24 protein-coding genes are annotated in these 23,714 nt (G+C 39.5%); 17 read left to right on the top strand and 7 right to left on the bottom strand.

The window, feature by feature from the left end; genetic code table 11:
• Positions 1–131 precede the first annotated feature (131 nt).
• Both EWE74_RS09160 and EWE74_RS09155 read left to right on the top strand, forming a co-directional pair.
• Positions 132–407: a hypothetical protein gene (locus tag EWE74_RS09160; RefSeq protein WP_130141264.1), complete on the top strand. Its 276-nt coding sequence runs from the start codon at positions 132–134 to the stop codon at positions 405–407.
• Between the two features lie 4 nt (positions 408–411).
• Positions 412–813: a DUF983 domain-containing protein gene (locus tag EWE74_RS09155; protein WP_130141263.1), complete on the top strand. Its 402-nt coding sequence runs from the start codon at positions 412–414 to the stop codon at positions 811–813.
• Between the two features lie 16 nt (positions 814–829).
• On the opposite strand, the gene EWE74_RS09150 is transcribed toward EWE74_RS09155, so the two are convergent.
• Complete coding sequence (locus tag EWE74_RS09150; protein ID WP_165384679.1) at positions 830–1,120, bottom strand: DUF4286 family protein; 291 nt, start codon at positions 1,118–1,120, stop codon at positions 830–832.
• 440 nt (positions 1,121–1,560) lie between these two features.
• On the opposite strand from EWE74_RS09150, the gene EWE74_RS09145 reads away from it, so the two are divergent.
• The 9 genes from EWE74_RS09145 to EWE74_RS09105 all read left to right on the top strand — a co-directional run bounded on the left by EWE74_RS09145 (position 1,561) and on the right by EWE74_RS09105 (position 10,163).
• Complete coding sequence (locus EWE74_RS09145) at positions 1,561–3,198, top strand: alpha/beta hydrolase family protein (protein ID WP_239018608.1); 1,638 nt, start codon at positions 1,561–1,563, stop codon at positions 3,196–3,198.
• 5 nt (positions 3,199–3,203) lie between these two features.
• Positions 3,204–4,880: a sensor histidine kinase gene (locus EWE74_RS09140; RefSeq protein WP_130141260.1), complete on the top strand. Its 1,677-nt coding sequence runs from the start codon at positions 3,204–3,206 to the stop codon at positions 4,878–4,880.
• A gap of 4 nt (positions 4,881–4,884) precedes the next feature.
• Positions 4,885–5,583 (top strand): response regulator transcription factor, encoded by a 699-nt coding sequence (locus tag EWE74_RS09135; RefSeq protein WP_130141259.1) that lies wholly within the window; start codon positions 4,885–4,887, stop codon positions 5,581–5,583.
• A 130-nt stretch (positions 5,584–5,713) separates the two neighbouring features.
• Positions 5,714–6,187, top strand: coding sequence for a transcription elongation factor GreA (gene greA, locus EWE74_RS09130; protein WP_130141258.1), 474 nt, complete (start codon positions 5,714–5,716; stop codon positions 6,185–6,187).
• A 228-nt stretch (positions 6,188–6,415) separates the two neighbouring features.
• Positions 6,416–6,826, top strand: a complete 411-nt coding sequence (locus tag EWE74_RS09125) for an HIT family protein (protein WP_130141257.1) — start codon at positions 6,416–6,418, stop codon at positions 6,824–6,826.
• Between the two features lie 67 nt (positions 6,827–6,893).
• A complete protein-coding gene (locus tag EWE74_RS09120) occupies positions 6,894–7,568 on the top strand; it encodes a DedA family protein (protein ID WP_130141256.1) in 675 nt (224 codons plus the stop codon).
• 3 nt (positions 7,569–7,571) lie between these two features.
• Positions 7,572–8,114, top strand: a complete 543-nt coding sequence (locus tag EWE74_RS09115; RefSeq protein ID WP_130141255.1) for an inorganic diphosphatase — start codon at positions 7,572–7,574, stop codon at positions 8,112–8,114.
• A gap of 8 nt (positions 8,115–8,122) precedes the next feature.
• Entirely contained in the window at positions 8,123–9,439 is a 1,317-nt protein-coding gene (locus EWE74_RS09110; RefSeq protein WP_130141254.1) for a hemolysin family protein, read from the top strand.
• Positions 9,440–9,446: 7 nt separating this feature from the next.
• Positions 9,447–10,163 carry a 16S rRNA (uracil(1498)-N(3))-methyltransferase gene (locus EWE74_RS09105; protein WP_130141253.1) on the top strand — a complete coding sequence of 239 codons (717 nt, stop codon included), beginning with the start codon at positions 9,447–9,449 and terminating at the stop codon, positions 10,161–10,163.
• A gap of 2 nt (positions 10,164–10,165) precedes the next feature.
• Here the strand turns inward: EWE74_RS09105 and EWE74_RS09100 are convergent, their stop codons facing one another.
• The 3 genes from EWE74_RS09100 to EWE74_RS09090 are packed head-to-tail and all read right to left on the bottom strand — an operon-like array spanning position 10,166 to position 12,764.
• A complete protein-coding gene (locus EWE74_RS09100; protein WP_130141252.1) occupies positions 10,166–10,651 on the bottom strand; it encodes a hypothetical protein in 486 nt (161 codons plus the stop codon).
• Between the two features lie 38 nt (positions 10,652–10,689).
• Positions 10,690–12,123, bottom strand: coding sequence for an ABC transporter permease (locus tag EWE74_RS09095; RefSeq protein ID WP_130141251.1), 1,434 nt, complete (start codon positions 12,121–12,123; stop codon positions 10,690–10,692).
• 2 nt (positions 12,124–12,125) lie between these two features.
• The gene (locus EWE74_RS09090) at positions 12,126–12,764 is read right to left on the bottom strand and encodes an ABC transporter ATP-binding protein (RefSeq protein ID WP_130141250.1); all 639 of its coding nucleotides are present in this window, start codon (positions 12,762–12,764) and stop codon (positions 12,126–12,128) included.
• 209 nt (positions 12,765–12,973) lie between these two features.
• Between EWE74_RS09090 and EWE74_RS09085 the strand changes: the two genes are divergently transcribed.
• From EWE74_RS09085 to EWE74_RS09060, 6 genes are all read left to right on the top strand, one after another.
• Positions 12,974–15,694, top strand: a complete 2,721-nt coding sequence (locus EWE74_RS09085; protein WP_130141249.1) for a TonB-dependent receptor — start codon at positions 12,974–12,976, stop codon at positions 15,692–15,694.
• 76 nt (positions 15,695–15,770) lie between these two features.
• Complete coding sequence (locus EWE74_RS09080) at positions 15,771–16,946, top strand: hypothetical protein (RefSeq protein ID WP_130141248.1); 1,176 nt, start codon at positions 15,771–15,773, stop codon at positions 16,944–16,946.
• A 401-nt stretch (positions 16,947–17,347) separates the two neighbouring features.
• A complete protein-coding gene (locus EWE74_RS09075) occupies positions 17,348–19,027 on the top strand; it encodes a S8 family serine peptidase (protein WP_165384678.1) in 1,680 nt (559 codons plus the stop codon).
• Positions 19,028–19,066: 39 nt separating this feature from the next.
• Positions 19,067–19,762 (top strand): hypothetical protein, encoded by a 696-nt coding sequence (locus EWE74_RS09070; protein ID WP_130141246.1) that lies wholly within the window; start codon positions 19,067–19,069, stop codon positions 19,760–19,762.
• A gap of 82 nt (positions 19,763–19,844) precedes the next feature.
• Positions 19,845–20,063, top strand: a complete 219-nt coding sequence (locus tag EWE74_RS09065; protein WP_130141245.1) for a type II toxin-antitoxin system VapB family antitoxin — start codon at positions 19,845–19,847, stop codon at positions 20,061–20,063.
• A gap of 102 nt (positions 20,064–20,165) precedes the next feature.
• On the top strand, positions 20,166–20,612 hold the full coding sequence (locus EWE74_RS09060; RefSeq protein ID WP_130141244.1) for a hypothetical protein: 447 nt from the start codon (positions 20,166–20,168) through the stop codon (positions 20,610–20,612).
• Here EWE74_RS09060 and EWE74_RS09055 read toward each other — a convergent pair.
• Genes EWE74_RS09055 through EWE74_RS09045 form a run of 3 tightly spaced genes read right to left on the bottom strand, consistent with a single transcriptional unit; the run spans position 20,606 to position 23,661 of the window.
• A complete protein-coding gene (locus EWE74_RS09055; protein ID WP_130141243.1) occupies positions 20,606–22,963 on the bottom strand; it encodes a multicopper oxidase domain-containing protein in 2,358 nt (785 codons plus the stop codon). The genes EWE74_RS09060 and EWE74_RS09055 overlap by 7 nt on opposite strands.
• Before the next feature lie 27 nt (positions 22,964–22,990).
• Complete coding sequence (locus tag EWE74_RS09050) at positions 22,991–23,416, bottom strand: heavy-metal-associated domain-containing protein (RefSeq protein WP_130141242.1); 426 nt, start codon at positions 23,414–23,416, stop codon at positions 22,991–22,993.
• Positions 23,417–23,439: 23 nt separating this feature from the next.
• The gene (locus EWE74_RS09045; protein WP_130141241.1) at positions 23,440–23,661 is read right to left on the bottom strand and encodes a heavy-metal-associated domain-containing protein; all 222 of its coding nucleotides are present in this window, start codon (positions 23,659–23,661) and stop codon (positions 23,440–23,442) included.
• Between the last annotated feature and the right edge of the window lie 53 nt (positions 23,662–23,714).

Here is a 23,714-nt window from a genome sequence, read left to right as displayed (position 1 = left end):
ATAAGATTATACATGTAAAAAATTCTATTATAGATTATTCGTGATAACACGGTTTACAGTGTAATGTCATGGATTGTTTCTTCATTCCTTTCAAAATTGTACTAAACCATAAAATTTTGGTATTTTTGTATATGATTTCAAAATGGACGCCTTTTTTGGTTATACTCGCTGTAGCTATGTTGAGTATCTTGTGCTATACTGACGTATCAGCCCAATGTGCTATGTGTTCCTTAAACGCGGAGAATAGTGCCGCTAACGGTAACACACAGGGAAAAGGTCTGAATGACGGCATCCTCTTCCTATTGGCTATTCCCTATTTGATTGCCATAGGAATTGGTTTTTTATGGTATAAAAAATATCGTAAGAATAATTCGAAAAAGGTTTCACCGTTCGGAGAACAAATCTAATTATATGGCGACTTCTAGGTTTACTGCCATGGTGCAGTCTAAATGCCCGAAGTGTAGAGTTGGAAAGGTATTTGAGGGTCCCGTATACGGCTTTAAAAAGCAGAAAATGCATGAGCATTGCCCGCATTGCGGATTAAAGTTTGAGGTAGAACCGGGATACTTTTATGCGGCTATGTACGTGAGCTATGCTTTTTCCGTAGGAGAGGTGGTTACGTTAGGTTTAACAACCGCTATGTTGACGAAAAGTGAATCGCCTTGGGTATATGTTTCTGTTCTTTTTGCGGCCATATTGATCTTTGCACCTTTTAACCTTCGATATTCTCGCTTGGTGTTATTGCATTACCTTTCACCCAAAATCGTTTATAACCCAGCTTACCAAGAGCGACTGGATAAAGAGATAGATTAACGCCTTGTTTAATTCGTTATTCTAACGATAGATATTGCATCTTGCTTTCAAAAATGAAAGCTCTCTCGGGGTGATGGGCAGTCAAATAGGTCTGCATTTCGGCTACTACATCTTCTTGGAACTTAAAGATTACAGTATCGTCCGCAGCCAAAAGTTGTACACAATAGGTGGTTCCTTCGTGTGGAGAATCCAACATTTTCAAAAAATTTATTTCGTAGGTGCTTGTGCGTAAGTGGGACTTCAGCCAATTAACAACTTGATCGTGACTACGATCCTCAATAATAATAGAGATGTTATATAAAATCATCCGTAAAGATAACAAATTATGCGTAATGCGTGATGCGTAACTCGTGATGAGCCTGCCTGCCGTAAGTAGATGAAAAATAAGGATTAACCGGTTAGGAAATAGAAGTGCTTTTCGTGTAAAAATAAGGTTGCACATAGCCTATTATTATAAAAAAATAACAATATTTGAAATTGCAATAGGATTGGAATATGTTTAGATGTTTGCTTTGGATATTTGCTGTGTGTTTGTTTGTTGTTTCAGTTTCATGTGGAAATAAACAAAGTACGAACAAATTAATCCCCATTGAAGATTTTTTCGTCAAGCCCGAAAAAAGTAGTTTCAAAATATCACCGGATGGTCATAGGATTGCTTATTTGGGAATAGACGACCACTGTAAGAATATTTTTGTTTTGGATTTGCAGGACAAAAATAAATCAAAGCAACTTACCTATCAATCGGATATGAATGTTCAGTATTTTTTCTGGGCTTCCGATTCGTTGATTGTATATTCCAATAGTCATTCACCGCAAGATAGTTTACGCATATATAGTATCTCGGTCGATTCCGAAAAAAACACGCTGTTATTGCCCGTGAAGAAAGCCAAACTTCGCTGGCTAGCGCCACACACAACCCATCGTAATTATTTGCTTGCTACCTTAAACGATCGAGATTCGACGACATTCGATCTGTATAAAATTTTTGTAGATGGTTCCGCCCCGCAGCTGTTAACACGTAACCCCGGTAACATTTCTAAATGGTTTGCTTCGCCAGACGGAAAAGTGAGGTTGGCCATGACCAATGATAGTGTACAGGAAAGCATTTTGTATAGAGCTGATGAAAATATGCCTTTTCAAGAGGTCGCTAATACAGATTACCAAACATCAATAAGACCTTTGGGATTTGTAAAAGATTCCCATACCCATATTTATGCTTTGTCTAACCACAACAGAGATCGACTTTCGTTGGTGGAATATAATGTGTCTAACGGAGAAGAAGAGCAATTAATATTTGAAAACGAGGAAGTAGATCTGGAATCGGCTGGGTATTCCGAACATTTGCAGGAGCTTATCTATAGTCAATATACGATTAACAAGGTGAAAAGGCATTTCTTCGATCCGACCTTTCAACAATATTTTGATAAGTTATCGGCTAAATTTGATAACCAATCTATGGATATTTTGGATACCGATACGAGTATGCATCATTGGATTGTTAAAATTTATACCGATGTGCATGCCGGTGGAATTTATCATTATAATGTTTTGAATGATAAAGCGGAGTTGCTGGAAGAAATGAACCCGAAATTATCAACGGCAACTTTGTCTCCGAAAGAAGCTGTTAGTTTTCAAAGCCGGGATGGACTGACATTGCATGGGTATCTTACTTATCCGTTAATTGGAAAACGGGAAAAGCTACCGGTAGTGGTGTTGGTACATGATGGACCATATCGTCGTGAAACAAGTAATTTTGATGCTGAGGTACAGTTTCTGGCCAATAGGGGTTATCTGGTTTTTCAATTAAATTACAGAGGTTCGGCTGGTTACGGGAAGAATTTTTGGACAGCTGGTTTTAAAGAATGGGGAGGGAAAATACAAGCCGACATGATCGATGGTGTTACCTGGTTGATACATCAAGGAATCGTTGACAAAAATAGAGTCGCCATCATGGGGAGTGGTTTTGGAGGATATTCAGCGCTACATGCGGCTACCTACAACTCTTCCTTTTATAAGTGCGCTATCTCGATGTCGGGATATACAAACCTTTTTACCTATTTCAGGGAAATTCCCCCTCATCATCAACAGTATGTTCGCCTATTTTATAAAATAATCGGTAATCCGAGTAGTGAATATGAGATGTTTAAGGCAATCTCACCGGTTTTTCATGCGGATAAAGTAAAGATTCCCGTTCTTTTTGCACAAGGTGGAAAAGATAGATTTAGTTCGTTGACAGACGCGAACCAATTTGTGCAAAAATTGAAAAACAATAACGTGCCGATTAAGTATATATATAGAGAAGAGGAGGGAAGGCGCTTTAAAAGTGAAGAAAACATTATAAACTATTATCAGGAAGTAGAGGACTTCTTGAACAAGTATCTATAAGCAGCATGGCGTATAACCAGCTTAAATACCGAAAGAACTTTGGGTTGCTGATTGCCTTTGTAATATTGGTGACGATGTTATTTGGTGTCGCTATGTTCGCTGCACGATCTATGATAGCAAATTTTATTGAAACAGAATTCAATAATAGAAAAGTAGAGGTGTTCGATCGTTCGGTACAACCCTTTCATGAGTTCTTTAATGACAAAATTCCAGAGATATCGTATTATCAGGGGTATTTGGATTCTGTAAAAGCGGCATCTTACGTCAGTGATGTGATTCGAAAATATGCTTTTGTTGATCGCGTGCTATTTTACGATATCACCATTACCAACTCTGATTCTATAGAGACTGGGATTAAATATAATCATTTACTGGTTTATCCAAAAAGTATAACGTCCTTTCATTTAGATAAAGACAATAGACTTATTGCCCAACGTCCTGAAAATACACTGACACGAGCTTATATAGATGACTTTAATACGATGGTGTTAAAGTTTGTTGGTTTTCTCGATCGGGTAAATGAATCGACCAGTATGTCGGACAACGATATCTATCGGGTTTTTTATACGTTGAATCCTGGAAAGGTGACCTACATGAATATTCCACGTATTGCTGATCTACTAGTATACAAACGTATGATGTCTGCTCCTGACACGACCGTTGTAGCCTATGATCAGGATATGTTTATGTTCTTAATTGACCCAAGCAAGATTCAGATTAAAAACGTCGCTTTAAATTTATATGAAAAAATAGAGATATTACCTATTGTATCGGGTAGTGTGAGCGATCAGCATTTCTATCTCCAGACGGAACTTCCCCTTCCGGGGGCATTGTCCGACTATAAATTGCAGTATACAAGTTCCGAGGAGTTTTTTAACAAAGAAATTAACAGACGGTTTTTTCCGGTTAGCCTTGGCATATCAGCGGTATACCTTATATTGATTTTGATTGCCTATCTGATTTATCGGAATGTAACTATTAACAGTAGACTGTTTCAATTACAATATGATTTTATCAATAATCTAACCCATGAGTTTAAAACACCAGTCAGTGTGATCAAGATTGCGGGAAACAATATTCAGAGCAGCGAGAAGTTGTCGGCAGAGGAGCAACGTATGTATGGGAAGATTTTGGACCAGGAAGCAGATAAATTAAACAGTTTGATGAATAAGTTATTATCATTTGCACAAATTGAAAATAAATCTATCAAACCTAATAAAGAAGAGGTGGGAGTAGAAGAGTTTTGCGAACCAATTTTTGAAGCAGTGAGATTAAAATATGCTGATTTAAACTTTTCCTATGCCATCGATGTCCAAAACAATATGGTCGTGGATACAACGCTTTTGTTGAGTGTGTTTCAAAATTTGATTGATAATGCCTATAAATATTCAGAGCCGCAACGCAAGTTCCTACATATTGATGTACAACAAAACAAGAAAAATTTTGTTATAAAATTTAAAGATAAAGGGATCGGCATAAATAAAAAGGAATTTAATAGTATTTTTAAAAAATTTTATAGAGTAAAGAACCAATTCAATCAACAAGGAAGCATTGGTTTAGGTTTAGCGTTCTGCAAGGAAATTGTAGATTTCATGGGGGGAGAGATTAAAGTAGATAGTATGCCAGGTCAAGGTACTACGTTTACATTACTCTTGCCGCTAGGACCAAAAAGAACTAAATAATATTATGAGTAAAGATATCACGATTGCTGTAATAGAAGACGACGAAAATTTGCGTTTTTTGGTAGCACACCGCTTGCAAACAGAAGGATATAAGGTTCTTCAGGCAGCTAATGGCTTGGAAGCTGAAGAGCAAATACTACAAGAGAAGCCTGATGTGGTTCTCCTTGATTGGATGCTTCCGGGAAAAGAAGGTATTGATGTATGTGAATCTGTCCGCAAAGCTGGTTTTGAGAATATCATTATCATGATGACGGCTAAGTCGCAGGATGTGGACAAGATTGATGCTTATAGCTATGGTGTAACCGATTACATTACGAAACCCTTTAATATGGATGTGTTGGTAGCCATGATTGAAAACAAAGTACGGTTCTTTTTGCCGAAAAACAATGATGTTTATACGTTTGGTAAAACAGAGCACCATCCCACGATACATTCTTTGGTAAGAGACGGACGGAAAATAGAATTGACGATATTGGAAAATCGAATATTGCTGTATTTTCTTCAAAATGTCGGAAAGGAAATTACACGCGAGGAACTTATGGAAGTTGTTTGGGGCTATAGTTCAAACGTAAATACGCGAACGCTAGATATGCATGTGGTACGTCTTCGCAAAAAAATCGAAACGAATCCGGATAAACCACATTATTTACAGACTGTTCGCGGATTGGGGTATAAATTTGTCGATACAGACGAGGAAGAATAACAAAAGAAATTTGTTTTTATAGAACTTGCTTGCTATCTTAGCAGATAATGAGCAAGACCATGTTGTCCTGACAAAGGGCGGTATGGTCTTGTCTTTTTTTAATTTTTTTTGGAAAAAATAATGTAAAAATATGGCAGAAGTAACTTATTACACACAAGAGGGATTAGATAAGCTGAAGCAGGAGTTACAGTATCTAAAAACAGAGGGCCGGTCGAACATCGCGAAAGCGATAGCAGAGGCAAGGGATAAGGGAGATTTATCCGAAAATGCAGAATATGATGCTGCAAAAGAAGCACAGGGTTTACATGAAGCAAAGATCGCTAAGTTAGAAGGTGTCTTAGCTAGTGCTCGCCTAATTGACGAATCGAATCTAGACACGTCAAAGGTATTGGCGTTATCTTATGTGAAAATTAAAAACAAGAAAAACAATGCCGTAATGACGTATCAGCTGGTTTCGGAGACGGAAGCTGACTTGAAGGCAGGGAAAATTTCTGTGAAATCACCCATTGCACAGGGGCTTCTTGGTAAATCTGTAGGAGAGGTTGCCCAAGTAGAAGCGCCGGCGGGTGTCATGGAGTTTGAAATCTTGGAAATTTCAAGATAAAAAGATGAACGGTTATGTGCGGTTTCTGCCATAACCGCACATCGTTTAAAGAAGATAATTTGAAACGGTTGCTAAATCTTGCAACCGTTTTTTTATATTTCCTCTAAGAATAAAGTCTTTGATGGCAGAGGAGAATTACATAAATTCATTTTATATGTGACGCATTATATTGCACATAAAAGTGAATTTATGTAAGTTTGTTTGTTTTTTCTTTAAAAAAGATAAAAGATGTCAACAATTTTTTCAAAGATAGTGTCGGGTGAGATCCCTGCTTATAAAGTAGCAGAAAGTATCGATTATTTAGCTTTTTTGGATATCAGTCCTTTAGCTAAAGGCCATGTATTGGTTATCCCTAAAAAAGAAACAGATTATATCTTTGATATTAATGACGACGAATACATGGGTATGTGGGTGTTTGCGAAGATTGTAGCTCAAGGTGTAAAAAACGTTTTTCCTTGCCGAAAAGTAGGAATTGCTGTAGTCGGTTTGGAGGTAGCACATGCTCATATTCATTTAATCCCTTTAAATGAAGTGGACGACATGAACTTTGCCCGTCCTAAATTGAGCTTGTCAAATGATGAAATGACGAAAATAGCTGAAGATATTAGGGAAGCCATTTCGGAAGTGACGAATTCGTGATTAATAGTATCTAAACGAGAAACGAAAGATTTTAGATCGGCTTTTGCTGATAGACTAAATAGAAATTATGCAAGATTTGTGGCTGTCCTTTCAGCAATTGATGGATCCGGAATATTTATTAAGCCATGGCGGATTCTATATCGTAGTGCTGATTGTCTTTGCTGAAACAGGCCTATTCTTTGGCTTCTTTTTGCCCGGGGATTACTTGTTATTTTTAGCGGGCTTATTTTGTGCGTTAGGAAAAATTGATGTTGATATCGTAACCATGTATTTCGGGATTCTCGGAGCCGGAATTTTAGGGAACTTTACGGGTTATTGGTTTGGCTATCGAACGGGGCCCGTACTCTTCAAACGAAAAGATTCTCTTCTTTTCAAACGTAAATACGTCATTATGGCGGAAGAATTTTATCAAAAATATGGGGGGACCGCGTTAATTATAGGGCGCTTTGTGCCGATCGTTCGTACTTTTGCACCCATATTTGCGGGTGTCGTGAAATTGAATTTTCGAAAATTTATTTTCTATAACGTCGCGGGTGCACTTTTATGGGTTAGCTTGTTGACCTTGACCGGATATTTTCTGGGGGTTAAGTTTCCCGCCATTATCAATTATGTAGAATATATCATTGTTGGATTGATAGTTATCGCCTTTTTACCCATTGTTATCGCATTGCTTAAAAGGTGGCTAAAGAATAGGAAAAAAGAAACAAATAAAACAAACAGTAATAACAGTAACGTTAATTAATTAATGAACAAACAACATCCTTGGCATCAGATAGCTCCTGGGAGCGACGTGCCAAATTCGGTCAATGCCATCATTGAAATTACAAACGGCTCAAAGGGGAAGTATGAATTAGATAAAGAAACAGGTCTTCTTTTATTGGACCGTGTTTTAAGTTCGTCTGTTATATATCCTGCTAATTATGGTTTTATCCCACAAACTTATTGTGACGATAAGGACCCGTTGGATATCTTGGTGATATGCTCGGTAGATATTTTACCAATGACATTGGTAGAGGCTAAGGTAATCGGTGTGATGAATATGGTTGACGGCGGAGAACAGGATGATAAAATTATTGCTGTAGCGAAGCACGACCCTAAGTATAGCTATCTGAATCATATGGAAGATTTAGCACCGCATATCATGAAGGAAATCGTTCAGTTTTTTGAAAGCTACAAAGCGCTTGAAAAGAAAAAAGTGAGTGTAGACGGTATCCACGGTCGCGAGCGTGCACAGGAAATCTTATTGGAAAGTATCGAATTGTATAAAAAAGAATTCGGTAACAAATAATTTTTAGCATGGCTATCGATGTTTTTTGGACGGTATTTTTGGTTTTGGCTAATGGTTTTTTCGTAGCTGCGGAATTTGCAATTGTCAAAGTTCGGGCTTCACAGATTGAGCTACAAGCAAAGTCGGGAAGTAAAGTCGCCAAAATTGCCAAGAATATCACCGAACACTTAGATGGTTATTTAGCCGCTACACAGCTAGGTATTACACTGGCCTCTCTTGCACTCGGATGGGTGGGAGAGGCGGTGATGACACGTATTGTCCATGAATTTTTTGGGCTGTTCAATGTCGAACTGACCGGAACAATAGCGAAAAACTTGGGACATGTTCTTGCTTTTAGTATTATTACCTTTTTGCATATCGTCTTTGGTGAACTGGCACCGAAATCCATTGCCATACAACGTCCCGTAGCGACAACCATGAGGATTGCGGCACCACTTCAGTTTTTTTATTATATTTTCAGACCAATTATTTGGTTACTCAATGGGTTTGCTAATTTCTTATTACGCTTAATTGGCATAGAAGTTAACGCCCACGAAGCCCATCACTCTTCCGAAGAGTTACAATATCTGTTAGAAAAAGGGAAAGAAAGTGGTGCGCTGAATAATGCGGAACATGAACTCATTAAGAACGTTTTTGATTTTAATGAACGTATTGTGAAGAATATCATGGTTCCACGTACCAAGATTGTTGCGGTAGAGATTACAGATACGGCCGAAGAACTCATTACTACAGCTACCGAGGAAGGCTATTCCCGTATCCCAATCTATGATGACAATATAGATCAGATTGTCGGCATTGTCCACACGAAGGATTTATTACCCATTATTGTACAGGGTAAGGAAGTTATCTTAAAAAATATTATACGTAAACCCTATTTTATCCCGGAGACGAAGAAAATAAACGATTTGATGGCTGAATTCCAGCAAAAACGAATTCAAATTGCTATCGTTTTGGATGAATTTGGGGGTACGGCAGGAATGGTGACATTAGAGGACATCGTAGAGGAATTAGTTGGCGAGATTCAAGATGAGTATGATGAAGAAACACCGGTTGTGGAAAAGATTTCGGAAACAGAGTATATGGTGGATGCCGGTGCAAGCGTACATGATGTTAACGGATACTTACCGTTAGAGTTACCCGAAAGTTCTGACTATGATACCATGGCGGGTTTAGTAAGCCATTATTTTGAGAAAATCCCTGATGTTGGTGAGGTGCGGGAAGCAGCAGGATATTCATTCACTATTATCAAGAAAACGCAACAAAACATTGAATTTGTGAAATTGGAATTGATGGAGACGCCATACGATGATATTGATGAAGATTAAATAAAGTATGCATCTATTTTATACACCTACTATTGAGCCGCATTATACGGAGTTTATGCTCACGGAAGATGAAAGTAAGCATGCTATTCGCGTGTTGCGCTTAACGGCTGGGGATGAAATATACTTAGTTGATGGCGTCGGAGGATGGTATACGGCCAAAATCCTGGATCCACATCCTAAGCGGACTACATTGTCTATATTGCACGTAGAGCAGGATTATGAAAAGCCAGCTTATTATTTGCATGTGGCCGTCGCGCCTACAAAAAATATGGATAGGATGGAATGGTTTTTGGAAAAAGCTACAGAAGTTGGGATACAGGAAATTACACCTATTGTCTCGTCCCATTCAGAGCGGAAGGAAGTGAAAAACGAACGTTTGCATAAAGTGGTGATTCCTGCTATGAAACAATCTCTCAAAGCCTATCTCCCCAAAGTCAATCCTGCTGTTTCCCTTCAGCAGTTTTTCGATCAGATAAAATCAGAAGAATATAAGACTAAGGCGATTGCGCACTGTGCCGATGGAGAAAGACAATATCTAGCTAATATTTGCTCCCCGGGGGAGAAATACTTGATCTTGATTGGTCCAGAAGGTGATTTTTCCGAGAATGAAATTGCGCAAGCGCTATCTTTAGGATATCAACCTGTTTCATTAGGAAACAGTCGTCTCCGTACCGAAACAGCTGCGGTAGCTTGCTGTTTGGAGATTTCGGTTTTAAACCGTTGACGTTACTTTATCAACACGGCATCTACTATTTGAATCTCTGCATTCCCTTTTAGAGGTTCCGGATTGAATACCATTTTTCCTTTTATCTTAATAGGTTCCTCCGTAAATTTTACCGATTCGCTCTTCATAAAGATTTCGACCATGGGTGGGATACCATTGCTTCCGCAGAAAGCACACTGCATAACAGGAAGTACAGAAAGCATAAATGTTTTGTGGTTACGGCCGCTATTTAAGGGTACAAGATAACCCGGAAGTTCCACTACTTTATGCTCTAACGATTTTAGAGCGGGTGGATAATGAGGCGTGTATATTTTTTTATTGTTCTCCGTGGTTACTTTATACATCATCTTGTCGATGGCCTCCCAAGTACTGTTCATCATGGGTGTATGGTCGGGCACGTTCATTTCTGGAAATTGCCCGATTTGAGCTTTCGCTATACCGAAGGTGAATAATGTAATAATGAATGTTAATATTGTTGTTTGCTTCATTTTTTATTTGTTGTTATATGGTGTGACAAGGGTACATATTATTTATCTGCTAAAATCGTTGAAATGGATGTTTTGTAGGCTTTAATAGCTGGAATGACAGCCGCTAAAATGCCAAGTAGACAAGCAGCAAGTACTAAAATAAACTCTTGTCCGTGAATGTTAAATGCCTCAATAAAATCGGCACTTTCCGTAGTATGTCGACCGATGGCATACAACGCCGCATGTCCAAGCAGTAAGCCTACTATTCCGCCCATTAATGTAATCACCAACCCTTCGACTAACACCAGACCGAAAAGTTTAGTTTTAGATGCACCCAAGGAGCGCATGACGGCAAGGTCATATTTTCGTTCTTTTAAGGCATTATAAAGGCTGATAAATACGCTTAGGCCGGCTATGATCATGATAATATAGGCTAATATAGCGAAGGAATCCAGCCCTACGCCCAATAAAGAAAACAAGCGGGTACTTTCGATAGCTGGCGATGCAGCCTGCATATCCGTAGATTCGTTGACCAATCTCGGGATAACGCCTAAAGCCGCTGGTGAGCTATATTTAATCAATAATGCGGTCACTTCCTCACCACGGTCTTCTAGCATATCCGCTCCGATACTCTTGACAAACATGTCGTTCGGTTTTTCGGAAACCACTTCTTCATGGTCGTGGACGTCGTCTTCATGATGCACATGATCGACATGCTCGTGTGTTTTGTGATCATGTGTATGATGATCGTGGTCATGGTCATGTTGGTGCCCATCTTGGTGACTGTGTCCGTGATCGTGTCCGTCTTCATGGCTATGCTCATGGGCATGCTGTTCTCCTTGCTCGTGAGCATGAGAATGGTCGTGATCGCCATGGTGGAGTCCATGCACATCCCATACGCTTTCTAAATTACACAGGATAAGGTTGTCCACAATAGAACCCGATTTTTCCAGAATACCTACTATTTTAAAAGGATGATCATCGTGTACATGACCATCTTCCGAAAGACCGTGTGCGGTAAAAAATTCATCTCCTATTCCCAGACCTCTTTTACGTGCTACCTCACTGCCTATTACCGCTTCGAAGGAAGTTTCCCATAATTCACCATTTTGTATGGATAAGCCATATAACTCCAGATAGGATGGTTCTGTCCCAATAACCCGATGTCCTTTGAAGTTATCCCCTAGCGAAATAGGAACGGCCATTTCGATAAAAGGGTTTTCGCTAAGTTGCCTAGCTTGCGCCAATGCAATATTGCCGGTAGGATTGTCTACATGGTAAAGTGAACTCAGAATGAGCTGCAGCGGGCTTCCCTTTGCACCAACAACAAGATCTATATTTTTTGTATTGCTTGTCAATTGTTTCTCAAAGGTATCCCCCGTAATGTAGATGACACATAAGATGGCTACGCCGAAGGCGGTGAGTAATATGCTGAGTAGGGTTGAACCCAGTTCTTGCGTGATATTTTTCCAGACGAGTTGCAAATTATTCATGGCTACAGCTGATAAGAGTTCGTGAAATGATCTTTTATGCGCCTATCGTGGGTGGCGATGAGCAGTGTCGAACCGAAGTTGCTAGCGATGTTGAACAGCAATTGTAGCACCAAATCTGTGTTTTTATCATCTAATGATGCTGTAGGTTCGTCGGCCAACAATAATCCCGGCCGATTAATGACGGCTCTAGCAATGGCAACACGTTGTTTCTGCCCACGACTCAATTGGTTCGGCAATACATCGGCTTTATCTTTTAATTGCAGATAATCCAACGTCTCGACAATAGTCTGTTCGTTCACCGGATTTTTGGCTAAGCGTTGTGCTAGCTTGATATTTTCTGTTACGGTGAGGTTTCGCAAAAGATGCGCTTCTTGAAATATAAAACCAAGGTTCTTTGCCCGGAAACCGTCTAGTGTCGCCCCGCTCATCGTATACAACGAATGGTTTATAAGGTGAACTTCACCTGTAGTTGGTTTAGACAGCCCACTCAATAAGTGTAAAAGGGTGGTTTTACCTGTTCCAGAGTCTCCTAAGAGCAAGCTATGTTGGTTTTTTACTATATGGATGTCCGGAAATTCTAATTTAACACCCTGTGGGTATTGGTAACTTAGCCGGACGGACGATAATATCGTATCTGCCATAGTCTTCTGTTTTTAAGGGACCAAATTACTAACTATTATACACAACTCCGAATAAACAAATGAGTGATGCAAGGATTTAACGAAAAAAATACAATCTGTTTCGAATCGGAGTTAATAATTTATTAACAAACAAGTGATGTTTTAATAATCGGTTGTTAACAGTTAGCTAATATTATGCTCATAATATTGCAACATAATATTAACACACCATGATTAAGTTTAGTTATTATGTTGCTTTGGTCATTTTTGCGCTGATTATTTCAGTCTCGACTATTAAAGCACAACAATTTGGAGTAAAGGGAAAAGTTTTGGATATCGAAACTTATCAACCTATTTCCGGCGTTAGTATCAAAATTGCAAACACCCAATATGCGACATCTACGGATAATGCCGGGGAGTTTTCGATTACTTTACCCGAGAAACAAACGGAATATGTTCTTGTGAGTACGTTCGTCGGATATAATACCGATTCAACAACGTTCAACCTGGAGCAGAGCGAATGGGAATTTATCCCCGTGGCTTTGGTAAATGCGAACGCTACGTTGGATGAAGTCGTTATTACCAGAAGAAGGGAACGTGCGAGCGAAATCGTACTATTGGAAGAACGACGTTTGTCGAATTTGATGGTCGAGAAGATCGGCGCGCAGGAGTTGTCGAGAAAGGGAGTAAGTGATGCAGAAGGAGCGTTGACCAAAATGAGCGGCGTAACCAAATCCGCAAGTGGAGCAAATGTATTTGTGAGAGGTTTGGGTGATCGCTATAACAGTACTACGCTAAATGGTTTAGCTCTTCCATCCGAAGATCCGTTGAATAAGAATATTTCATTGGATTTCTTCGGAACATCATTTATTGAGAATATATCCATCAACAAAACATTTAATCCAGCTTTATTGGGCGATGTGGGCGGTGCGAATATAGATATCGTATCCAAAGAATTTTCAGGAGAAGACTTTTTGGAGATAGGTGCTTCTTCGGGCGGAAACTCTCAAGCTATTTCAGCTGATGATTTTAAGAAGATTGATGGAACTAATTGGTTTGGATCATTGAGCGAACGTAAAACCCCTGTTACGGATTTGCGGCAATATGAATTTAAAAATAGCTGGAATACGTCACAGATTAAAACCCCTATCAACTCCAGTTTTACATTGTCAGGTGGGAAGAAATTTAATGTAGGCAATGGGAGTTTAAATCTTTTTGTGATGGGAAATATGAATTCTGAGTATCGCTATTTTGACGGTGTTGTCCGTCAGACAAACACCAGCGGTGCACTTATTGCCAATCAGGAGATGGTTCGTTCCCAATATAATGTTTCTAAGACTGCCATGGCTAATCTGAAATATATATTTGGTAAGCACTATGTAGCTTTTAACTCGATGTACATAGGTGATCAAGGTCAGGATTATGGTCAGAATTATGGGATGAATATACCAGAAGAAGATGGAGATATAAGACTTTGGAGAAGACAGCATGTGGTGGATAACCATTTGTTAGTGAATCAATTGCTTTCGAAATTAGAATTAACCGATAATTGGAAACTTGATTTGGGCGTGGGATACAACTATGTTGCGGCAAATGAGCCGGATCGCCGAACAACAAACCTCTTATTTCGCGATGGGAATTACCGTTTCTACAATAATGCAAATGGAGCGGATAATGAGCGTTACTATTCAGAGATTTTGGAGAAAGGATGGGCATTGAAGGCTATTGCTACGTATAAATTTGATAATCCACAAGATCTGGATCGGAAGATCGAATTTGGTTACAATGGCAATTTAATCACTAGAGATTTTGATGTAAGAATGTTCTATCATAATGTATTGGGAGATTTAACTGTTACTAATGGTATTGATGATATCAATAGCAGTTTTAACGCGAACACTTTGCAAAGTAACTATTTTGAGCTAGGAACGAATTGGGGCAGAACGTCTTTTGAACCGAATTGGTACAAGGCAAAAAAAGATATCCACTCTGCTTTAGCTGTTGCCACTTACCAATTTTCAGAAAAGTTTACCGGTATTTTAGGTGTACGTTACGATAAAATAAATCAGGATATCGAATATAAGTTGCAGCTCCGAAGTAGCACTGTGGATCCTTCTATTATTGATAAAAATTATATTCTACCTAGTTTAAACTTGAAGTATGCGCTCACGGAAAAGAGTAATCTAAGAGCTGCAGCGAGTATGAGCTACACCTTGCCACAATTTATCGAATTAGCACCTTTCCAAAATACATTTGCAACATTCAGATCAGAAGGAAATCCTGATTTGATTCCCGTGGAAAATACAAATTTTGACTTAAAATGGGAGCTGTTCCCTAGTAGTGGGGAATTGATTTCGGTAGGTGTTTTTTATAAAAGTATGAAAAACCCCATTGCTCGTGTCGAGACCATTAATAATCTAATGAATTATGTCAATATAGGTTCGACTGCACAAGTAGCCGGAGCTGAAATAGAAATAAAGAAAAACTTGCTGAGAACAACAACTGCTTATGGAGATAATGTGCTTGCTGCCGGAGCAAATGTGTCGTATCTGTATTCCGATCAAGAATTGAAAACTCCTGCTATACAATTTGTTGAAGAGCGAAGTGCTTTACAAGGTGCCTCACCTTTATTGGTTAATGCTGACGTCAGTTATTTATATCATGGAAGTGGTTGGAACCTGACATCTTCCCTGGTGGCAAACTATTTTAGTGATCGCGTTTTTATGATTGGAACCACTTCCTTTAAAAACGTAATTGAAAAAGGCGTGCCTACTCTCGATTTTGTAGCCAATGCCGCTATCGCAAATAAATGGGGAGTTAATTTGCGTGTGCGAAATATGCTCAACCCGAAGATTAATTTGGAACGTGAGACTGATTTTAATGAGAATATCGTATTGGAGTCTTATAGGCGAGGGGTTGATGCAAGCATAGGTGTATCGTATAAGTTTTAACAGTTTAATAACATAGGCTTAACCATAAGGTTGAATAAGTGGCTTAATATTGTAACATAAAATAAAGAAAGAGAACATGAAAACAAAACTACTTGCAATTATTGCCGTTTCGGTTTTTGCATTCACTTCGTGTAGTGACGATGACGATGTAAATCCAATTGGCGGGACAGAAATTACCGAGCTTAATGGTAACATTACAGCAGAAGATGCTATCGTAGTGGGAACATCAATTAATTTGACTGGTCCTACCTATGTAAAAGAGGGAGCGACATTGACAATTCCTGCTGGTACTACAATTAATGCTACTACTGAAGGAACAAGTGCTTTTATCCTGGTAGAGCGTGGTGGTAAAATTATTGCTAAAGGAACAGAATCTGCTCCAATCAGGTTTACTTCTACAACAAAAAGATCTGGTTCTTGGGGTGGTTTGATTATCAATGGTTATGCACCGCTTTCACGTCCAACTGAAGCTTCTGCAAGTACAGGACAGACGGAGATTAGCCCGAATATCCTGTACGGTGGTGATAATGCAGCTGATAACTCAGGTGAATTGGATTACGTAATCTTAGAGTATACTGGTGCCAATATCAATGATGCTGCGGAGCATAATGGATTGACTTTGAATGGTGTTGGTAACGGAACAAAAATCAGCAACATCTATATCAAAGATGGTGCGGATGATGCTATTGAATTCTTTGGGGGTTCAGTTGATGTCACCAACCTTTTAGTTGTAAACTCTGAAGATGACATGTTTGATTTTACACAAGGTTATACAGGAACTTTAACAAATGCTTATGGTATTTGGGAAGCGGCCTTTACCACAAATGAAGGTGATCCAAGAGGTATAGAAGCAGATGGTAACTTGGACGGCAAGACAATGCAAGACGTTGCTCAGTCGAACTTTAAGATTAACGGTATGACTATTGTGCAGAATTCAACAACAGCAGGTGCTGCTGGAACAATGCAGGATGTGGTAAAAATCAGAAGAGGTGCTACAGCAACAATCACTAATCTTTTAATCGAAATCGGAGCCAGTGGCTTATATACAGATATTATCGATTTGACAGATGGTGATGGTAATGTTACACCTGGTAATCCAGCTTCAGCGATCACATATACATTTAACTCATTGAATACAGCTTTACCGTATGCTGATTCAAAAGTAAAAGGTGTTGGTGCTACGATTACGAAGAATGATACATCTACTGGTGCAAATACGTCTGTATTCAGCTGGACAGGATATTCTTTCTAAACAACAATAGCGTAGATACGCTTCAGAACAATAAAAGTTAAATAAATACCTCTCAAAGCCGGTTCCGATATGGAACCGGTTTTTTTATGCATAATGATTGATGAGGCAAAGAGCATGCTTGATGGGAGCAGAACGGATAAGTAAAATAGTAATACATGGACGAATGGAAAGGACGGGATGAAGACCAGGAGTAACATTTGTTGGATTATATCGATTTGCTTTAAGAGAAATACTCGGATCTTGATAACGTTGTAAAAACTATGAGATTGTTTATTTAGTGATCTTTATGTTAATGATTTAATAATATTAATAAAATAAACATGATTTATTTGTTTGATACTTTTGAAAGAGAACAATCATTGTCTACAAACAATTTTTTATTTAACAATCTATCTTTAGTTATGAATATTCAAAGAATATTTGCAGCCTTTATTTCGGTTGTGGTTATACTGACACTTAATCTGTCTTGCAAAAAAGAAAGCCCAACGGAAATAGAGCCGATTGCTGATACCTTTGCAATCCTGCCGGGCACAGCTATCGTGGAGCAAAATTACATCTCCGGCAAAGTGCTGAAAGTGTCTTTCAATGGAGAGTTCCTTGGAAATAGTTTGTTTGACTGGTCTTCGCTCGATGAGCGTATAGCTACGGTGGACGAACGAGGTGTCGTATATGGATTATGGATCGGAGAGACAGAGATAATAGCTAAATTCCGTGACGGTGAAGGGGAGGCGAGATGTAAGGTAACAGTCGTAGATAGTAAACCATATAAGTTTCGAATAATCCTTAAAAACAAGGGAGCTTCTACCCATAGTATAGATAGACCTTTGGAGTTTCTTTCCCAGCAAGCCGTCAATCGGCGAAATAGACAAGATATTAAAATTACAGAAACGGATATGCCTATTTCTTCAGATTATTTGAGACAGATTGAGCAAGTAGGGGGTATTATTGTCGCGAAAAGTAAATGGTTAAACACAGTAGTTGTCCATAATGAGAATGCGATTGCAGTGGAGCGATATCGCCAACTACCTTTTGTACAGGATGTAATCCCCGTTTGGACAGAATATGCGAAGCAGAACAACGAACCAATAGTTAGTGTACCTCCCGGATCCGCTATCTGGCAAAATGCGGAGTCATTTTCTTTTGATAAGGAAGCGTATAAGGAGTCCTGGGGGCACCTTGTAGTAAATAATGGAGGAACGCTTCATCGGCAAGGCTTTAAGGGGAATGAAATTTCTATCGCGGTGATTGATGGTGGTTATGAAAAGCTGGATGTTAATCCCCTATTTTCAAACAGCAAAATCAAGGAAGTAAAATCATTTATCTTTGAGCAGCCTAATCCGTATCTCCTGGATAAGCATGGCGTAAATGTAGCGGGATTAATGGCTATTAATAAACCTTCTGTTTATATAGGCACTGCACCGGAGGCCGAGTATTGGCTTTTTAGCACGGACGATTCCGATACAGAATTCCTTGTGGAGGAAGATTACCTCGTCAATGCCTTGGAATATGCTGACAGTATTGGGATTGATGTTGTCAATATATCGTTAAGTTATGATAATTTTGAAGGTTTTATGGGGAGCTATCTATTTGAAGATATGGATGGAAAAACGGCAATCTCGAGTCGGGCTGCGAATATGGCTTTTGAAAAGGGTATGTTTATCGTTTCTTCAGCCGGAAATCAAAATCGATGGGTATCTGCGCCTACGGATGCCCCTTCCGTTTTAGCGGTTGGTGCAGTAAGGGCTGACTCAACGATAACTGCGTTCTCGTCGCATGGTTTAACAATAGATGGTCGGGTGAAACCCGATATTGTATCACTTGGTCAATCATCACTTTATATTGTAGAATCTGATGGGAGCATATCACGATCTCGGTATGGAACGTCTTTTAGCAGTCCAATTATGACCGGACTTGTTGCTTGTTTATGGCAGGCTTATCCAACATTAACCAATAAAGAACTATTTGACGTGATCCTGAAATCTGCGAATAGATACGCTTCACCGCTTCTTCCTTATGGTTATGGACTGCCCGATATGGAATACGCTCTGTTTTTGGCAAAAGAGATTACAGACAAGAAATAAGCTGATATTTTCACGTTCACCGACTTCAATGGAAATCATATGACATGTTCACTTCGAATAATCTTACTTACATTTGTCTGTAACTTCATCTTCGGATGGAGTCTTGGACAACAGTTATCTGTTTCTAAAGATAAAAAAGAACCGCTTGTTACCTTACAGAACGATCTCGTCATGTTTATACTGGATAGTAAGGGCGATTTACACTATATTTCCATAGCAGAGATAGCTGACATCGATTTAAAATATGATATATATGATCGTTTATCAGCTGTTGGGGGCATGGATATTTCCTATAACCTAGACGGCAAAGTAAGCCGTGTTGGTGAATACCGTGTAGATTACGATTTATATGACAGGGTGCGTAGCGTGGGTACCGAAAGTATAGACTATGATCTATGGGGAAGAATAAGAAGTTTAGGCAGTGCTAAAGTCGATTATGACCTGGACGATCGGGTAAGGCAGATCGGAGATATCCGGATAGATTATGATTTGTATGGCCGTGTCCGAAATTGGGGAGCGGAGCGTGTAGAATACAATCTGGATGGTAAGGTCCGACAGTTTGGAAACCGAAGCGTTGACTATGATCTGGATGGACGGATAAGACAAATCGGTAACTATAGCTTTAATTATGATCTCTATGGCAAGCTGCGTTCTGTTGCCCGTGATATTGGTGGTACAGTAGATCAAAAGGCCATGTGGTATTATTATATTATCCAGCAAATGAATGGTGAATAGTAAATGAATAGCTAGGGTTTCCCCTCACGTTTATGATTTGTATAAAGTTTCATATCTTTACATATATATAAACGGAGGTACTATGCGTACGAATATTGAGTTAGATGAACAATTGATTAAACAGGCTATGCAAATTGGTCATCTAAAAACGAAAAAAGATGTCGTACATGAGGCTTTGAAGCACTATGTCGCGTCGCTGAAGCGTAAAAATATACTGTCATTAAGAGCGGAAAATACCTGGGAAGGTGATTTAGATCAGATGCGTAGCATAATGGTTTTCTGTACCGCTTATACCTACTGACCGGGACTTTGATCAAATTGGTAAACACGTTGATTTGAACGTTTTGAAATTAACTTCGTAATTCCATTCTTTTTATACTGGGAATCAATAAGATTTTCTATTATGGTTATCAAAAAAATTGCAATCACATTAAACTTGATTTTGATTAGCGTACTCGGCTTTAGTCAAACTAAACTACCGTTCTTGACAGTGAAAGATATTGATAAATCAACCGCATTTCAGGAGCTGATAGAGCTTTTGGGAGATAGCGATTATTTTATCCAAAATGTAAATAAAGAGGTCGGGTTTATTCAGGTGAAATTCATTAAAGAAGGAAAGAAAGGTATCTTTTCCAAAGATTCTGGTAATAGAATTGTTTACAATATTTTGATAAGGTCGTCGGATAGCCATGCTGTTCGCATTGGCCTGCAGGCAAATGTGGAGAAAATAGTATGGGATGGAGAGGTATACAGGAGCAAAGATCATTATAACGACGAAGGTATTTCTAATGATCCCAAAGATTATGAAGAGCTGCTAAAGCTGATCGAATCTCATTTTGAGCATCAATAATTCACGGCCAATCCTACGCCAAACCCCATATCGCTATCATAATGCGTGCGGATACCAAAGTTTCGGGTCAAGATATAGCGTAAATCCAGCATATACTCCTTATCGGTATTGACCATAAAACCTGCTCGTACTCGTCTGGAGACAGGAATATCTTCGCGCATCAAGGCTAAACGCACGATACCATCGTGATATACTTCCGCCTGAAAATTTATGAGCATAGGTAAGGTATACATAACCCCGACACTAAAAGCGCTCCGGTTGTCCTTCTTGTTTACTTGCCCGAACATATTCTTTTCCTGTTCGTTGTGCCCCATTTTTCGATAGCGCCAGTCGAAACCGACGAACGGCATAAGCCATTGCATTTTACCGATATATCGCCCAAAATGGGTTTCTACTTCATAGCCGTGCATATCATGATAACCCAATCGCCATTCTGTGCCTAAACTCCAGCGTGTATTTTGCAACATGACCTGTCCATCATTACCGTTGGTCGCAAAATCATTTTCTGCCATAAAATGGAGCATATTGCTTTCTCTTTGTAGCACTTTATAAGCCTTTTCCTTGTCAGGAAGTAAATCATTCTTGTAATCACCGACAGCAAACACGCGGTTCATACCTGCCATCATGTGGTATAAAATATGGCAATGGAAAAACCAGTCTCCTTCCGTGTTTGCCATAAACTCGATGGTATCCGTTTCCATCGGCATGATATCTAACACATTCTTTAAGGGAGCATAATCACCCTGGCCGTTAAGGACACGGAAATCAAACCCGTGCAGATGCATCGGGTGGCGCATCATGGAGTTATTATACAGAACGATACGTAAGACTTTTCCTTTGTCGACTGGAATTTTATCCGTTTCGGACAGTACCTTGTTGTCCATACTCCAAACGTAGCGATTCATGTTTCCCGTCAGTTCGAAGCGAAGTTCCTTGACAGGTGCGTCGCTGGGCAATGTTGTTTTGTAAGGTGATTTCAACATCGCGTAATTTAAAGTGACAATTTTCAGGGAAGATAGTCCGTGTGCCTCGTGTTGATCTTGATCAGATACCTGCGCTTGATAATGGACATGTTGCTGTGCCTGCTGATGCATTTCATGATTGGGATGGTTCTCTGTTTCGGATTGTTGCTGGCCCTGATGATGTTCTTCGTGTGTATGATCATGATCATCTGCGGATGTTGCACCATGATGTTGATGCATGTCGTTCGAAGGAATTTCCGGATACATGACAGCATTCATATCCATTTTTTGAAGCCCCATATCCATACCCATATCGTCCATATCCCCATTCATTTTCATCATCTCGTTCATCATCTTCATGCCCTCAAAATAGCGTAGTCTAGGCAAGGGCGAAACGAGCTGGCGAATCCCTTCACCGATATAAATAGAAGCTGAACCAGAACGGTCTTCCGCTGTTGCCATCAGCTCATAAGCAGTGTGCGCTTCGGGAATATCGACTATAATATCATAGGTTTCGGATACACCGATAATCAGCCTGTCTACTTCCACGGGGACAACATCGTTGCCATCGTTGGCAACGACCGTTATTTTACCGCCCGCGTATGTAATCCAAAAATAGGAAGAAGCTCCTCCATTGATCAGGCGTAAACGTACGCGGTCGCCCGCTTTAAACTGAGAAAGTTGCTGTTCGCTTGACCCATTTAGCAGAAACTTTTCGTAATATACATCACTCACATCCATCGCTTCCATGCGCTTCCACTCGTTGGTCACTTTTGTTTTAAAATGTCCTGCCTTGATCGCTTCTGCATAACTTTGGACCGTATTTTTTTTGATGCCAAACCAGTCGTTACCATTGGCGAGCATACGTTGTACGTTGTGGGGATGGAGATCTGTCCATTCGCTCAATACGATGGGGATGGTTGGGACGTCGTCAACCCCCTTTCGAAATGTTGTATCTCCTTTTCGTTTGAGAAAAATAAGAGAACCGTACATACCTATTTGTTCTTGAAAACCAGAATGGCTGTGATACCAATACGTACCGTTTTGCTTTACGGGAAAACGATAGGTGTACGTTTCCCCAGCGGGGATCGGCATTTGTGTCAGAAAAGGAACACCATCTTCCCGATTGGGCAACTGCACGCCGTGCCAATGCAGAGAGGTGCTTTCTTTAAGCAGATTGTGCAATACGATTTCAGCGGTGTCACCTTCTATAAAGGTTAATGTAGGCATCGGAATCTGTCCGTTGACGGCGATGGCGTGTTTTTCTTTTCCGCTGTAGTTAACCATTGTATCCGTAACATACAGATCGTAACGGACTACTTTCTGGGCAAGAGCAGTAGAAATGGATAATAGTAACGTGAATAGAAAGGACAGATACCGGCTACACATATTTATTTTTTTACAACGTTATTATTTTTAATGATGCTTTCCTTGATGGGATGAACCTTGATTGGGTTTATGTTGCGAATGTTCATCAGATTTTGTATCGGTTTTCGATTGCTTCAGTTTGCGTTCATATTGACAACAATCATGTAAATTAGCGTAAGCCTCATCGGGAGCCAGGTATTTTTCGTTATCGTAACCCACCTGCGCAATACGTTTGAGGACAGTATCTATCGTTGTCTTTTCTGCATCGTATGTGATGGAAGCTCTTTGGTTATCGGCATCCCAAACAACCTGTGCCTCATTTTTCATATTGCCGGCTTTTTCAATCGTACGTTTGCACATCCCGCAATTGCCGTTGACTTTCGCTGTTTCCGTTTTCGCATTTTTAATCTGCGCGATGGATAGCGTAGATAATAGCACCAAACAAGTGGTGATGATATAAGATAATCTCTTCATTTTCTGTTGTTTTATCGTTTTTATTAATCTTGTGCAGGTTCTATTTTAAATCCTGCTTTTTGTACGGAATCCATCACATCTTGTTCCGTTGCGGTGTTCGTAACAATGGTCAGTATTTTATCCTTATTGTTCGTATCGACTTCCCATCCGGTTATCCCGTCCACTCCGTTTAAGAAAGGGGTTACGGTCGATACACAGCCGCCACAATTGATGTTTGTTTTGAATTTGAATGTTTTATTTTCCATGCTTATGATTTGTATTTAATGAATTATACTATTTTTTCCGTGTGATTTATCCG

It is taken from the genome of Sphingobacterium corticibacterium, assembly GCF_004208525.1.
In the GTDB taxonomy this organism is placed as follows: Bacteria; Bacteroidota; Bacteroidia; order Sphingobacteriales; family Sphingobacteriaceae; genus Sphingobacterium; species Sphingobacterium corticibacterium.
Note: the sequence above shows the minus strand (reverse complement) of the source record. Positions and strands in the feature narration are given on the sequence as shown.

Bases quoted from the DNA above. Each gene is read 5' to 3' on its own strand.
- EWE74_RS09160 (WP_130141264.1), top strand. From the start codon at position 132: ATGATTTCAAAATGGACGCCTTTTTTGGTTATACTCGCTGTAGCTATG.
- EWE74_RS09155 (WP_130141263.1), top strand. From the start codon at position 412: ATGGCGACTTCTAGGTTTACTGCCATGGTGCAGTCTAAATGCCCGAAG.
- EWE74_RS09150 (WP_165384679.1), bottom strand. From the start codon at position 1,120: ATGATTTTATATAACATCTCTATTATTATTGAGGATCGTAGTCACGAT.
- EWE74_RS09145 (WP_239018608.1), top strand. From the start codon at position 1,561: ATGAATGTTCAGTATTTTTTCTGGGCTTCCGATTCGTTGATTGTATAT.
- EWE74_RS09140 (WP_130141260.1), top strand. From the start codon at position 3,204: ATGGCGTATAACCAGCTTAAATACCGAAAGAACTTTGGGTTGCTGATT.
- EWE74_RS09135 (WP_130141259.1), top strand. From the start codon at position 4,885: ATGAGTAAAGATATCACGATTGCTGTAATAGAAGACGACGAAAATTTG.
- greA (WP_130141258.1), top strand. From the start codon at position 5,714: ATGGCAGAAGTAACTTATTACACACAAGAGGGATTAGATAAGCTGAAG.
- EWE74_RS09125 (WP_130141257.1), top strand. From the start codon at position 6,416: ATGTCAACAATTTTTTCAAAGATAGTGTCGGGTGAGATCCCTGCTTAT.
- EWE74_RS09120 (WP_130141256.1), top strand. From the start codon at position 6,894: ATGCAAGATTTGTGGCTGTCCTTTCAGCAATTGATGGATCCGGAATAT.
- EWE74_RS09115 (WP_130141255.1), top strand. From the start codon at position 7,572: ATGAACAAACAACATCCTTGGCATCAGATAGCTCCTGGGAGCGACGTG.
- EWE74_RS09110 (WP_130141254.1), top strand. From the start codon at position 8,123: ATGGCTATCGATGTTTTTTGGACGGTATTTTTGGTTTTGGCTAATGGT.
- EWE74_RS09105 (WP_130141253.1), top strand. From the start codon at position 9,447: ATGCATCTATTTTATACACCTACTATTGAGCCGCATTATACGGAGTTT.
- EWE74_RS09100 (WP_130141252.1), bottom strand. From the start codon at position 10,651: ATGAAGCAAACAACAATATTAACATTCATTATTACATTATTCACCTTC.
- EWE74_RS09095 (WP_130141251.1), bottom strand. From the start codon at position 12,123: ATGAATAATTTGCAACTCGTCTGGAAAAATATCACGCAAGAACTGGGT.
- EWE74_RS09090 (WP_130141250.1), bottom strand. From the start codon at position 12,764: ATGGCAGATACGATATTATCGTCCGTCCGGCTAAGTTACCAATACCCA.
- EWE74_RS09085 (WP_130141249.1), top strand. From the start codon at position 12,974: ATGATTAAGTTTAGTTATTATGTTGCTTTGGTCATTTTTGCGCTGATT.
- EWE74_RS09080 (WP_130141248.1), top strand. From the start codon at position 15,771: ATGAAAACAAAACTACTTGCAATTATTGCCGTTTCGGTTTTTGCATTC.
- EWE74_RS09075 (WP_165384678.1), top strand. From the start codon at position 17,348: ATGAATATTCAAAGAATATTTGCAGCCTTTATTTCGGTTGTGGTTATA.
- EWE74_RS09070 (WP_130141246.1), top strand. From the start codon at position 19,067: ATGACATGTTCACTTCGAATAATCTTACTTACATTTGTCTGTAACTTC.
- EWE74_RS09065 (WP_130141245.1), top strand. From the start codon at position 19,845: ATGCGTACGAATATTGAGTTAGATGAACAATTGATTAAACAGGCTATG.
- EWE74_RS09060 (WP_130141244.1), top strand. From the start codon at position 20,166: ATGGTTATCAAAAAAATTGCAATCACATTAAACTTGATTTTGATTAGC.
- EWE74_RS09055 (WP_130141243.1), bottom strand. From the start codon at position 22,963: ATGTGTAGCCGGTATCTGTCCTTTCTATTCACGTTACTATTATCCATT.
- EWE74_RS09050 (WP_130141242.1), bottom strand. From the start codon at position 23,416: ATGAAGAGATTATCTTATATCATCACCACTTGTTTGGTGCTATTATCT.
- EWE74_RS09045 (WP_130141241.1), bottom strand. From the start codon at position 23,661: ATGGAAAATAAAACATTCAAATTCAAAACAAACATCAATTGTGGCGGC.